Genomic DNA, 11,494 nt, shown 5'->3' on the forward strand with positions numbered 1-11,494 from the left:
AGGCCTTCACCTGTCTGCACGACAGGCCGTCACCGGTCACCTCAACTCGGGACAACGTCCCTGAACATCACAGCTAGAACTCCAGGCGCCAGGTCTCCTCGGTCAGCTTCGGGCCCCAATCGGCGAAGTCCGTCTCCTGCACCAGCTCGAACCCGGCCGCGCGGTAGAGCGAACGCGCGGCGTCGAGGACGGAGACCGTCGACAGCTCCATCGCCCGGTAGCCGTGCGCTCTGGCGAACTCCACGCACTCGGTGACCAGCCGCTTGCCCACGCCGCGCCCTCGGGCCGACGGCTCGAGCAGCAGCAGCCGGAGCTTCGCGGTGTTCGCTCCCGGCCCGCGGGTGCACGCGATGCCGCCGGCCCGCTCGCCGTCCAGCTCCGCGATCCAGAAGGCCTGCCGCTGATCGTCGTGGGTTTCGGCGAAGTCCGCGACGATCCGGGCGACGAGCGCCTCGAACCGGGCGTTGAAGCCGTACTCGCGGGCGTAGAGGGCGCCGTGCCGTTCCACCACCCAACCGAGGTCACCCGGTCGTGGCGGGCGGAGGACGAGGGCCGGATCGCGGCGGCGGTCGCCGACCAGGTCGCCGATCGTGTGCATCGCGGCCAGCAGGCGCTGCTGGTCTTCGTCGGCGAAGCGGCGGAGCAGCCCGCCGATCTGGTCGGTGGAGCGGCGGTTCAGCACCGCGAAGGCGTCCCGGCCCGCCGCGGTGGGCCGCACGAGCTGGCGGCGGGCGTCCTCCTCGGACCGTTCGCGCGCGATCAGCCCGCGGGACTCGAGCCGCGCGAGCAGCCTGCTGGCGTAGCCGGCGTCGAGGTCGAGACGTTTCCGCAGGTCCGTGACCGGCAGCGGGTCCTGGTGGGCGAGCTCGAAGAGCACACGGGCTTCCGGCAGCGAGTACTCGGCGTCCACCGGCCCTTCGTCGAGCACGCCGATGACACCGGTGTAGAGCCGGTTGAAAGCCCGGACCGCGGCGACCCGCTCGGCGAGCTGAGCGTCGTTCATTGACCACCTCAACAAGTTCGTTGACGAAGTCAAAGATTACTGCGGAACGCTCCGCCGGCAACGGGGTTTCCGGGGAAATGGGAAACCCCGCGATGCTGCCAGGTCGGGGGTCCGCCAGCATCACGGGGTCGTACTGGGTATCGACACCTCTTCGGGTGGCGTTACACCATGAGCACGATGTGGCCTAGGTCACTCGAACGGGCGACCGCCACGGGGTGAAGAGATCAGCGCATGTAGCCCGAGCGAGCCTGCGCGATCGCGATGAGTTCCTGACGGACCGTCGCGGTGGCGGCGGTGTCGATCGCCCGGTTCAGCGCCCGGCGAGTGCGAACCTCAGCGCGGCGGGCACGGAGCTTGGCGGCGATGTTGTTCATCGGTTTCTGCATCCCCTTCGAGGGTCTTGGTGGTTGTGTTTCTAGTATGCACCTTTTTTCACAAGGAAGCCAACGAATGTCCGGTGATGTGGCGCACCCGCCGATGAATCATCGGCAAACTTGGGTATGCGCCGGAGAGATTCGGGGTGGCGGCAGTCACGTCGAAGCAACCCGCTACAGCTCTAGGGTTATCTAGCAATTGAGCTAGACAAGCGTAGCGACGCGCATAGACCGGAAGAAAGCCGGAAAAGCCCAGGTCAGTCGCGGCCGAGCAGGTAGTGGCCGAAGTGCGGGACGGTGAAGGCGATCTGGCCCCGCTCGGCGGAGTACACGAGGCCCTTCTTCATCAGGCTGTCGCGCGCCGGCGACAGGGACGACGGCTTCCGCCCGAGGAACACGGCGACGTCGGCGGTGCCGGCGGGCTCGTCACGGCCCTGGGTCAGCGAGGCCATCGCCTGCAGGTACTCCCGCTCGGCCGGCGTCGCGCGCTCGTAGCGTGACCCGAAGAAGCCGACCGCCAGCTCCGACTCCGCCTCGGGCGCCGCGACCTGGACGTCCTTGACGGTGATCGGGTCGGACGGCGCCGCGTCCCAGGCCGCCTTGCCGTAGGCCTGGATGAAGTAGGGGTAGCCGCCGGACGCGTCGAACAGCGCGTCGAGGGCTTCGGGCTCGATGCCGGCGTCCTCGCGCTCGATCGGCGCCATCACGGCGAAGTCGGCGTCCTCGCGGTTGAGCCGGTCGATCCGCGCGTACCGGAAGAGCCGCTCGGAGTAGGACTTCGACGCCGAGAGCACCGCGGGCACGTGCGGCAGCCCGGCCCCGACGACCACCAGGGGCGCGCCCGACTGGGACAGCTCGTGGCAGGCCGCGCACAACGCCGAGACGTCGTCCGGCTGCAGGTCCTGGATCTCGTCGATGAGCAGCGCGACGCCGGTGCCGACGTCGGCGGCCAGCTCGGCGACGTCGGTGAACAGCTCGACGAGGTCGATCTCGATGTCCCCCGAGTCCGCCCGCCCCTGCGCGGCGGGCACGTCGATGCCCGGCTGCCACCGGTCGCGCAGCTTGGCGTCGGCCTTGTTGGCCCGCAGCGCGAACGCCTTCAGCACCCCGAGCACCTCTTCGACCCGGTCCGGCGCCCGGTGCCGCACGGCGAGGTCCCGGATGGCCCGGTGCAGCGCGGCCGACAGCGGCCGCCGCAGCTCGGCGTCCGGCCGGGCCTCGATCTTGCCCGCACCCCACTTGTGCCGCACGGCCATCGCCCGCAGCTCCCCGAGGAGCACGGTCTTCCCGACGCCACGCAGCCCGGTGAGCACGAGACTGCGTTCGGGTCTCCCCCGCGCCACCCGCTCCAGCACCACTTCGAAGGCTTTGAGCTCACGCTCGCGCCCGGCCAGCTCGGGCGGCCGCTGCCCGGCGCCCGGCGCGAAGGGGTTGCGGATGGGGTCCACTCTGCCAAGTTATCGGCGTTTCTAGGGTGAGCCCGATATTCCGCCATAGACGGCTAGGCGTGTCGCCGAGGTTCGACCGGTCGGCCCAGGCTGTGCCAGGGTGGCGAGGTGACCGGCTTCGAGGTGGGTGCCGTGGTGACCGGCACGGTCTCGGCGATTCCGCGGCCCGGCGCCATCGGGCTGTTCGTGGCCCTCGCCGGCGAGCGGCAAGGCTTCGTCGACGTGCTGACCTTGCCGAGGCGGCCGGAGTCGTGGCCCGCGGTCGGCACGACGACGACCTTCGAGGTGCTGGCCGGCCGGTCCGGGCAGGTTCGCTTGTGGCCGCTGGATCCGGAGTTCCGGTCGGGGCCCCTCGGCAACGGGGTTTCGGACGAGCAGTGGCGAGCGCGCAAGGCGCGTCACCCGGAGGGCACGGTCCTCACCGCGGAGGTGAGCGACGTCTACGCCGGCTCGTACCTCGTCCGGTACGAGGGCGGCTGGTCAGTGCTCGAAGACGACGAGGAGCCGCCGGAGGTGGGCACCCGCGCCGCCTACGAGGTGATCCGCCACCTCGACACCACCCGGCGCACGCTGCTGCGGCCGAGTACATAGAGACGAACAGGTCTGCAGCCCTGCTCGTCCCTACCCCCAGTGCGACCTTTACGACGCGCCACTAGTCACTGAGGTTCCGTTCCGCGTAGATCTTCATCGCGTCCCGGGCGAATTCCGCTCCTCCGCCTTCGAACCCGTAGCGCGAGTCGTCGACGTACAGCTGTCCGAGGCCCGCGAAATAGCCCTTCGACACGGTCGAGACCGCCGGTCGCAGCCACTCGTGCAGCCGCCGCGTGATCGCCTGGACCTCGTCGGAATCGACGGCCTGCCCAGCTGCCCGCGCCGCGCCGAACGCCGCCGCGATGTCGAGCTGCTCCTGCTGGTGGGCCTGCTTCTCCTCGGCCGGCAACGAACTCCACCACTGGTCACCGCGCCGGTACGCGTCAGCGCCCCAGTGCGAAGTCACTTCCTTCTCGTACTTCGTGTGGTCGAAGCCGTCGAAGACTTCTTCTGCCATCAGTCGTTCACCTCCCTTCAGTTTCCGGAGGGTCGTGCGGACCGACTCGATCTGCCGTCCGATCCGCCGCTGCTCCTGTTCGAGCAGCTCCAGGTGGGTTTCGAGCGCCGCGGCGCTGTCTCGCTGCCCGTCGAGCACCTCGGCGATGGCCGGCAGCCCGAGGCCGAGCTCGCGCAGCAGCAGGATCCGCTGCAGCCGGACGAGCGCCTGCTCGTCGTAGTAGCGGTAGCCGTTGCCGCCGATCCGGCTGGGCTCGAGCAGGCCGACCGTGCCGTAGTGGCGCAGCGTCCGGCTCGTGGTCCCGGCCGAGCGGGCGATGTCCTGGATCGACCACTCCATGACGTCGACGATAGAAGTTGACGCAACGTCAAAGTCAACCGCTAAAGCCTTATAGGACTTTCTAGTATCAGGACTATGAAACCGCAGAAAGCCCGATGAGGATTCGAGCACGGGCCGAGCGGGCATCCACGGAGTAGGTTCGACCAGGCAGCGGCCCGTACGAGGAAGGCTATGACCGTGATACTCCGTCGAGTGGCTCGTCCCCTGCTCGCCACGATCTTCGTGACGGGCGGGATCAATGCGCTGAGGCAGGCCGAGGGCCACGCCAAGGCGGCGGAACCGTTCCTCAACAGCGCGTTCGAAAAGTACGGCGACGTCGTGCCGGCGCAGGTCCCCCGGGACCCGGTGACGCTCGTCCGGATCGACGCCGCGGTGAAGATCGGCGCCGGTCTCGCGTTCGCGGCCGGCAAGGCCCCGCGGCTCGCGGCCGGGCTGCTGCTCGGCAGCCTGGTGCCGACAACGCTCTCGACGCACAGCTTCTGGACCATCAAGGACCCGGGCGAGCGCCAGCAGCAGCAGATCCAGTTCTTCAAGAACGCGAGCCTGGCCGGTGGCCTGCTGCTCGCGGTCAGCGACACGCACGGGAAGCCGTCGGCGGCCTGGCGGGCGCGGCACGCCGCGAAGGACGTCGGCGCCGCGGCCGGGAAGCTGAGCCGCAAGGCCGAGAAGCGCGCGAACAAGCTCGCGAAGCGGGCGCAGAAGGCGCTCCCCAACTGACGCGAAAAGGGCCGCCCCTCGCGAGGGGCGGCCCTTTTTCGTGCGGCTACTTCTCCAGGATCGCGGTGACGCCCTGGCCGCCGGCCGCGCAGATGGAGATCAGGCCGCGGCCGGACCCCTTCTCGTGCAGCAGCTTCGCCAGCGTCGCGACGATCCGGCCGCCGGTCGCGGCGAACGGGTGCCCGGCCGCCAGCGACGAGCCGTTGACGTTCAGCTTCGCCCGGTCGATCGCGCCGAGCGGCTCGTCCAGGTCCAGCTTCTCCTTGGCGAACGCCGGGTCCTCCCACGCCTTGAGCGTGGCCAGCACCTGCGACGCGAACGCCTCGTGGATCTCGTAGAAGTCGAAGTCCTGCAGGGAAAGCCCGGCGCGCGCGAGCATCCGCGGCACGGCGTAGGCGGGCGCCATCAACAAACCTTCGTCGCCGTGGACGTAGTCGACGGCCGCGGTCTGCGAGAACGTCAGGTAGGCCAGCACCGGCAGCTTGTGCGCCTTCGCCCACTCGTCGGTGGCGAGCAGGACCGTCGACGCGCCGTCGGTCAGCGGTGTCGAGTTGCCCGCCGTCATCGTGCCGTCCGGGCCGCCGAAGGCCGGCTTGAGCTTGGCGAGCTTCTCCGCGGTCGAGTCCGGGCGCAGGTTCTGGTCGCGCGCGAGCTTGAGGAACGGCGTCACGAGGTCGTCGAAGAACCCGCGGTCGTAGGCGGCGGCGAGCTTCTGGTGGCTGCTCGCGGCCAGTTCGTCCTGCGCCTCGCGGGTGATCTCCCAGACCTTGGCCGTCAGCGCGGCGTGCTCGCCCATCGACAGCCCGGTGCGGGGCTCCTCGTTGCGCGGGATCGCCGGGACGATGTGCCCGGGCCGGATCTTCGCGACGAGCTTGAGGCGGTCGCCGAGCGTCTTGGCCGCGTTGAGCTGGATGAGGATCTGGCGCAGGTCCTCGTTGACGGCGAGCGGCGCGTCGCTGGTGGTGTCGACGCCGCCGGCGATGGCCGAGTCGAGCTGGCCGAGCGCGATCTTGTTGGCGACGTTGACGATCGCCTGCAGGCCGGTGCCGCACGCCATCTGGACGTCGGACGCCGGCGTCGCGGGCGAGAGCTTGCTGCCCAGCACGCTCTCACGGGCCAGGTTGAAGTCCTTCGAGTGCTTGAGCACGGCGCCGGCGGCGACCTCGCCGATCACCTCGCCCTGCAGCGAGAAGCGGCTCACCAGACCGTCGAGGGCGGCGGTGAACATGTCCTGGTTCGACGCCTTCGCGTACGGCCCGTTGGACCGCGCGAAGGGGATCCGGTTGCCCCCGATGATCGCGACCTTGCGAACGGCAGGCGTTTTCTTCGGCGGCATGACTTCCACCTCTCTGGTCGTGTCCCTCACACTGTAACCTACTAGCGAGTAGGTTAGACTGCGACGTGACGCAGACTGCACGGGAGGCAACCGATGGCTGACAGGTACCAGCAGTTCACGAAAACCCCGGTGGGGAAGTTCGTGGTGCCGAAGCTCGGCCTGCCCAACCCCGCCACGCTGCGCCGGTACCGGCCCGGGCAACCCGCGCTCGAGGGTCCCGCACTTCTGGGCGCCGCGCCCGGCGGACGGCTGCAGAAGACCCTGCGCGACCAGCTGGCCGACGCGGGCATCGAGGTGATCACCACGGCCGCCGACCGGCACGCGGCGCTGGTCTTCGACGCCACCGGCGTCACCGATCCCGCCCGCCTGCGCGAGGTCTACGACTTCTTCCACCCGGTGATCCGCAGCGTCGGCCCGTCCGGCCGGGTCGTCGTCCTCGGCACCCCGCCGGAGCAGGTCGAGGGCCGCGAGCGGATCGCCCAGCGCGCGCTCGAAGGGTTCATCCGTTCGGTGGGCAAGGAGCTCAAGCGTGGCGCGACCGCCCAGCTCGTGTACGTCGCCGACGGCGCCGAAGAGGCAACCGAGTCGACGCTGCGCTTCCTGCTCTCGGCGAAGTCGGCGTTCGTCGACGCGCAGGTGATCCGGATCGGCGCCGAGGGCAAGACGGCGTCCCCGCCCGCGAACTGGGAAAAGCCGCTGGACGGCAAGGTCGCGCTGGTCACCGGAGCGTCCCGAGGCATCGGCGCGGCGATCGCCGAGGTACTGGCCCGCGACGGCGCGCACGTCGTCGCGCTCGACATCCCCGCCCAGGGCGGCGACCTGTCGAAGGTGGCGAACAAGGTCGGCGGGTCGTCACTGCAGCTCGACATCACTTCGCCGAGCGCGCCCGCGAAGCTCGCGGAGTACCTGAAGGAGCGGCACGGCGGCGTCGACATCGTCGTGCACAACGCGGGCATCACGCGCGACAAGACGCTGGGCAACATGAGCGAGAGCGCGTGGGACTCGGTGATCGCGGTGAACTTGGCGTCGCAGCTCGCGGTGAACGACAAGCTGCTCGCCGATCGCGTGCTGAACGAAAACGGCCGCATCATCGGCGTCTCGTCGATCGCGGGCATCGCCGGCAACGTCGGCCAGACGAACTACGCGACGTCGAAGGCGGGCGTGATCGGCATGGTCAACGTCGGCGCGCCGCAGCTGGCGGCCTACGGCGGCACGATCAACGCTGTCGCGCCGGGGTTCATCGAGACCAAGATGACCGCGGCCGTGCCGCTGTTCATCCGCGAAGCCGGGCGGCGGCTGTCCAGCCTCGGCCAGGGCGGCCTGCCGGTCGACGTCGCGGAGACGATCGCCTGGTACGCGAACCCGGCGTCGGCCGCGGTGAACGGCAACGTGGTCCGCGTCTGCGGCCAGGCCCTGCTGGGGGCCTGAGGTGGCGATCCGCGAACTCGACAGCACGCCGAGCCTGGCCACGCTGTACCCCAAGGCGCTGCTCGGCGGTGTGCTGCGCAAGCCGTCCGGGGACTCGCTGCCGGACACCGAGCTGGTCCGCACGGGCGTCGTCGTCGACCCGGCGCACCTCGCCGCGTACAACACGGTGTGCGGCTTCCGGCTGAGCGACGAGCTGCCGGCGACGTACCCGCACATGCTGGCGTTCCCGCTGCAGATGGCGCTGATGACCGAGCCGGGCTTCCCGTTCCCGCTGCTCGGCATGGTGCACGTGGCCAACCGGATCACCCAGCACCGCGCGCTGCGGGTGGGCGAGCCGCTGACCGTGCGCGTGCGGGCGGAGAACCTGCGCCCGCACGAGAAGGGCCGTCAGTTCGACGTCGTCAGCGAAGCCTGGACCGGCGAGGACCTGGTTTGGCGCGACGTCAGCACCTACCTGCGGCGCGGCTCGGGTTCGGGCCCGTCCGGGCGCCGTGAGCAGCTGGCCCCGCCGACCCCGGACGCGATCTGGCGCGTCCCGGGCGACATCGGGCGGCGCTACGCGGAGGTCTCGGGCGACCGCAACCCGATCCACCTGCACCCGCTGACGGCCCGCCTGTTCGGCTTCCCCCGGGCGATCGCGCACGGGATGTGGACGAAGGCCCACGCGCTGGCCGCGTTCGAAGGCCGGCTGCCGGAGGCGTTCACGGTCGACGTCCGCTTCAAGCAGCCGGTGCTCCTGCCGGCCAAGGCGGGCTTCACGTCGTGGGCCACTTCGGAGGGCTGGGCGTTCGAGCTGTGGAGCGGCTCGAAGCCGCACCTGGAAGGCACGATCAGCTCACTCTGACGGCTTCCAGACCGCGCCCTCGATGAGGTCGTTGAAGCCGAGCCAGACGAGGTTCATCAGCCAGGAGGCCAGGACACCGTCGGAGATGTCGGGGTGGTCGAGGGCCCAGTCGGCCAGCGACTCGGCCGCCCCGACCAGCGCCGCGGACAGGCCTTCGCCGGAGAACTCGGCCTGCTCGCCGACGCCCTTGCGGGTGCCGGCGGACACTACGAGCGCGGCGACCAGCTGGATCGCGCGCACCCGCATGTCGGTGACCTCGGCGGCGAAGGCGCCGCCGACGGTCAGCGCCTGGCGGTGCAGGACCGTCCACGACTCGCGGTACTCGGCGACGAAGCGGTAGAAGGACCGCAGACCGTGCCAAAGCTGCATGTCCGGCGGCAGGTCGGGCTGCACGCCGGCCTGGATGGCCTCGAGCAGGCGCGTCGCCTCGCGGCGGATGCACGCGCCGAAGAGGTCTTCCTTCGAGCCGAGGTAGGTGTAGATCATCGGCTTCGAGACACCGGCGACGTCGGAGATCTCGTCCATCGACGCGGCGTGGTAGCCGTGGCGCGAGAAGACCTGGACGGCCGCGTCCAGGATCTGCCGCTCGCGCACCGCACGCGGCAGCCGCCTGGCCCGTTCGGGCGGACGCTGATCTTCCTCTGACACGCTGGACCTCCTCGTTGCTGCCCGGAGACGGTACCGGTCGTTGCCACGCGCGGGTGATTTCGGCACGCTTGCCCGCCTACCTACTGGTGGGTAGTATTACTCCTGGGTAACTGGAGAGGGATGACCATGGCCGAAAACGCCGGGATGACCAGCGCTGATCGGATCGCGGACCTCCGCGGGCCGGCGCTGCTCGACGCACTGGAGCGGCTCGACCCGCTGGGCCCGGAGGCGCACGCCCTCGACGTCAACGAGCTCGACCTCAACCCCGGCAACCTCCGCAAGGACGACTTCCGGCGGCTCCTGAACGCCCTGCTGAGGCTGGCCGAGCGCGCCCCGGCGTTCGACCTGAGCAAGGTCGAGCCGGCCCGCTTCGCGTCCCTGGTGGCTTCGGCGTCGCGCGCCCAGCTGGAGAGCGTCGTCGCCGACCGGCCACTGCGAGAGCGCGTGCTGGACGAGATTTTCGCGCGCATGGGCGCGCACATCAGGTCCGACCGTGCCCGCGACCTCCAGGCAGTGGTCCACTGGCGCCTGTCGGGCGGAGCGGGCGAAGGCGGCTTCGACCGCTACGAGACGGCGATTTCGCACGGCTCCTGCACGGTGAGCCGCGAGATGCACTCCACCCCGCGGGTCACGATCACCATCGCCCCGGCCGACTTCTTCCGGCTCATCACCCACCAGGCGACCCCGGCGGTGTTGTTCGTCACGGGCCGGATAAAGGTCAAAGGCGACTTGGCCTTCGCGGCCGGCTTGATCGGTTTCTTCGACTTACCGCACCCCGTATAGTCCGCCCGTGCCCCGAAACGCGAAATGGCGCCGCCCCCGCACCCTTCGCGGCGGCCACGTGGTGAACGCGTTCGCGGAGAAGCTGGTGCTCGGCCGCTTGACGCCCGAGCAGTTCACCCAGGTCCTGGAAACCCTGCACATGCTGGGCTCGGTAGGGGCGGGCATAGAGTTGAGCTCCCTGTCGACGGACGTCCTGGTGGACGTGGTCCGCCGCGCATCCCGCGACCACCTGAAGGCAATTGCTTCTCACCCAGAGCTGCGTGCAGTTTTTCTGGATGAGATATTCCGCCGCATGTCGGAACATTTCTCGCCGACCCGAGCCCGCCACGTGGATTTCGTGGTTTCTTGGCGCTTTTCCGAGGGAGCAGGAGAGGACGGCTACGACCGTTTCCAGACAGTAATCGAGGACGGCGTGTGCGTTTCTTCGACGGACTTGTCCCGCACCCCGGACACCACGATCACGCTGTCGGTGGACGACTTCATCCGGATGGCAACAGGCAACGCAGCAGCGGCGGCGATGTTCGTGACAGGCCGGGTGAAGGTGAAGGGCGAGTACGCCCCGGCGGTCCGCTTCTCGAGCTACTTCGACATCCCTAAGCCGACCGGGGACTAGCTGTATGAGGCCTTGACGTTGGTGACGCCGGTGTGCTGGTGGCTGGTTTCCGGCGGCAGTGTGGTCGATGGTAGTTGTAGTGGATGTTCCAGACGGCCAGTGCTGCGGTGCGGTGTTCTTCGCTGGTCCAGACGTGTGCGTAGAGGAATTCTTCGGCCAGGATCCGGTTGTAGCGCTCGACTTTGCTGTTGTGGCGTGGGGTGTAGGGCGTGATCCGCTGATGCCGGGCCCCGTGCAGGACGGTGGCGAAGTCTTTAGCGCGGTAGCAGGAGCCGTTGTCGGTGACCAGGCGGTGGATGTGGGTGATGCCGTGGCGGGCGAAGAACGCCCGCGCTCGGTGCACGAACCCGATCGCGGTGCGGGCGGTTTCGTCAGGCAGTGCTTCGGTGTAGGCCAAGCGTGAGTAGCCGTCGACGGCGGAGTGCAGGTAGGTGTAGCGGGCCCGCTGGCCTCGGGTTTTGCTGCGGGCGACCTGCCGGTCCTGTCGCTGCCTTTGCCGTGGATGCGCCAGCCGCCGCCGTCGGGGATCTGGCCGGTTTTCTTCACGTCGAGGTGGACCATGTGGCCGGGCCAGCGGGCGATGATCCGCCGCGGTTGCCGGTTGTTCTGGCCGGTGGGGTCGAGGAACCGGCGCCGGTTCAAGCCCAGCTGCAGCAGGTGGCGGCCGACGGTGCGCACGGAGATGGTGATGCCCTCGGCTGCCAGCTCGATGGCGATCCGGCGGGCGGAGTACTTCCGCTGCCGGCGCAGCTGCTCGATCCGGACCACCACTTCAGCCGGGGTGGCGGTGGGCTGACGGTGCGGGACGCTCGGGTGGTCGAGCACGCCGGCTTCGCCATAACGGCGCCAGCGGTTGACCCACTTGGATGCGCATTGCCGCGAGATGCCCATCTCGGCGGCGACATGGGCGATC

At 69.6% G+C, this 11,494-nt stretch carries 12 protein-coding genes and 1 pseudogene; 6 read left to right on the forward strand and 7 right to left on the reverse strand.

What is annotated here, in order from left to right; translation table 11 throughout:
* Positions 1–73: 73 nt before the first annotated feature.
* The 3 genes from C2L58_RS29190 to C2L58_RS29195 all read right to left on the reverse strand — a co-directional run bounded on the left by C2L58_RS29190 (position 74) and on the right by C2L58_RS29195 (position 2,825).
* The gene (locus C2L58_RS29190; protein WP_103340888.1) at positions 74–1,003 is read right to left on the reverse strand and encodes a bifunctional helix-turn-helix transcriptional regulator/GNAT family N-acetyltransferase; all 930 of its coding nucleotides are present in this window, start codon (positions 1,001–1,003) and stop codon (positions 74–76) included.
* A gap of 224 nt (positions 1,004–1,227) precedes the next feature.
* Positions 1,228–1,377: a hypothetical protein gene (locus C2L58_RS49940; RefSeq protein WP_167379635.1), complete on the reverse strand. Its 150-nt coding sequence runs from the start codon at positions 1,375–1,377 to the stop codon at positions 1,228–1,230.
* A gap of 257 nt (positions 1,378–1,634) precedes the next feature.
* On the reverse strand, positions 1,635–2,825 hold the full coding sequence (locus C2L58_RS29195; protein ID WP_103340889.1) for an ATP-binding protein: 1,191 nt from the start codon (positions 2,823–2,825) through the stop codon (positions 1,635–1,637).
* A 108-nt stretch (positions 2,826–2,933) separates the two neighbouring features.
* On the opposite strand from C2L58_RS29195, the gene C2L58_RS29200 reads away from it, so the two are divergent.
* Positions 2,934–3,416, forward strand: coding sequence for a hypothetical protein (locus C2L58_RS29200; protein ID WP_103340890.1), 483 nt, complete (start codon positions 2,934–2,936; stop codon positions 3,414–3,416).
* A 61-nt stretch (positions 3,417–3,477) separates the two neighbouring features.
* On the opposite strand, the gene C2L58_RS29205 is transcribed toward C2L58_RS29200, so the two are convergent.
* On the reverse strand, positions 3,478–4,212 hold the full coding sequence (locus C2L58_RS29205; RefSeq protein ID WP_103340891.1) for a MerR family transcriptional regulator: 735 nt from the start codon (positions 4,210–4,212) through the stop codon (positions 3,478–3,480).
* A gap of 171 nt (positions 4,213–4,383) precedes the next feature.
* On the opposite strand from C2L58_RS29205, the gene C2L58_RS29210 reads away from it, so the two are divergent.
* Positions 4,384–4,929 (forward strand): DoxX family protein, encoded by a 546-nt coding sequence (locus tag C2L58_RS29210; protein WP_103340892.1) that lies wholly within the window; start codon positions 4,384–4,386, stop codon positions 4,927–4,929.
* A 46-nt stretch (positions 4,930–4,975) separates the two neighbouring features.
* Here the strand turns inward: C2L58_RS29210 and C2L58_RS29215 are convergent, their stop codons facing one another.
* Positions 4,976–6,265 carry an acetyl-CoA C-acetyltransferase gene (locus C2L58_RS29215; RefSeq protein WP_013230941.1) on the reverse strand — a complete coding sequence of 430 codons (1,290 nt, stop codon included), beginning with the start codon at positions 6,263–6,265 and terminating at the stop codon, positions 4,976–4,978.
* A 93-nt stretch (positions 6,266–6,358) separates the two neighbouring features.
* Here C2L58_RS29215 and C2L58_RS29220 point away from each other — a divergent pair, with 93 nt between their 5' ends.
* Both C2L58_RS29220 and C2L58_RS29225 read left to right on the forward strand, forming a co-directional pair.
* Positions 6,359–7,693, forward strand: coding sequence for a 3-oxoacyl-ACP reductase (locus tag C2L58_RS29220; protein WP_103340893.1), 1,335 nt, complete (start codon positions 6,359–6,361; stop codon positions 7,691–7,693).
* 1 nt (position 7,694) lies between these two features.
* Complete coding sequence (locus C2L58_RS29225; RefSeq protein WP_103340894.1) at positions 7,695–8,537, forward strand: MaoC/PaaZ C-terminal domain-containing protein; 843 nt, start codon at positions 7,695–7,697, stop codon at positions 8,535–8,537.
* Here the strand turns inward: C2L58_RS29225 and C2L58_RS29230 are convergent.
* Entirely contained in the window at positions 8,529–9,185 is a 657-nt protein-coding gene (locus C2L58_RS29230; RefSeq protein WP_103340895.1) for a TetR/AcrR family transcriptional regulator, read from the reverse strand. The two genes, C2L58_RS29225 and C2L58_RS29230, sit on opposite strands and share 9 nt — an antisense overlap.
* A 120-nt stretch (positions 9,186–9,305) precedes the next feature.
* Here C2L58_RS29230 and C2L58_RS29235 point away from each other — a divergent pair, with 120 nt between their 5' ends.
* Positions 9,306–9,968, forward strand: coding sequence for an SCP2 sterol-binding domain-containing protein (locus tag C2L58_RS29235; RefSeq protein WP_103340896.1), 663 nt, complete (start codon positions 9,306–9,308; stop codon positions 9,966–9,968).
* Positions 9,969–10,029: 61 nt separating this feature from the next.
* Positions 10,030–10,581 (forward strand): SCP2 sterol-binding domain-containing protein, encoded by a 552-nt coding sequence (locus tag C2L58_RS29240; RefSeq protein ID WP_103340897.1) that lies wholly within the window; start codon positions 10,030–10,032, stop codon positions 10,579–10,581.
* On the opposite strand, the pseudogene C2L58_RS29245 reads toward C2L58_RS29240, so the two are convergent.
* Positions 10,578–11,494: pseudogene (locus C2L58_RS29245) on the reverse strand (IS481 family transposase); the annotation flags it as partial. The gene C2L58_RS29240 and the pseudogene C2L58_RS29245 sit on opposite strands and share 4 nt — an antisense overlap.

Origin of the sequence: Amycolatopsis sp. CA-126428, from assembly GCF_002904335.1 — a bacterium.
Classification (GTDB): domain Bacteria; phylum Actinomycetota; class Actinomycetes; order Mycobacteriales; family Pseudonocardiaceae; genus Amycolatopsis.

Bases quoted from the DNA above. Each gene is read 5' to 3' on its own strand.
- C2L58_RS29215 (WP_013230941.1), bottom strand. From the start codon at position 6,265: ATGCCGCCGAAGAAAACGCCTGCCGTTCGCAAGGTCGCGATCATCGGG.
- C2L58_RS29235 (WP_103340896.1), top strand. From the start codon at position 9,306: ATGACCATGGCCGAAAACGCCGGGATGACCAGCGCTGATCGGATCGCG.
- C2L58_RS29210 (WP_103340892.1), top strand. From the start codon at position 4,384: ATGACCGTGATACTCCGTCGAGTGGCTCGTCCCCTGCTCGCCACGATC.
- C2L58_RS49940 (WP_167379635.1), bottom strand. From the start codon at position 1,377: ATGAACAACATCGCCGCCAAGCTCCGTGCCCGCCGCGCTGAGGTTCGC.
- C2L58_RS29220 (WP_103340893.1), top strand. From the start codon at position 6,359: ATGGCTGACAGGTACCAGCAGTTCACGAAAACCCCGGTGGGGAAGTTC.
- C2L58_RS29190 (WP_103340888.1), bottom strand. From the start codon at position 1,003: ATGAACGACGCTCAGCTCGCCGAGCGGGTCGCCGCGGTCCGGGCTTTC.
- C2L58_RS29205 (WP_103340891.1), bottom strand. From the start codon at position 4,212: ATGGAGTGGTCGATCCAGGACATCGCCCGCTCGGCCGGGACCACGAGC.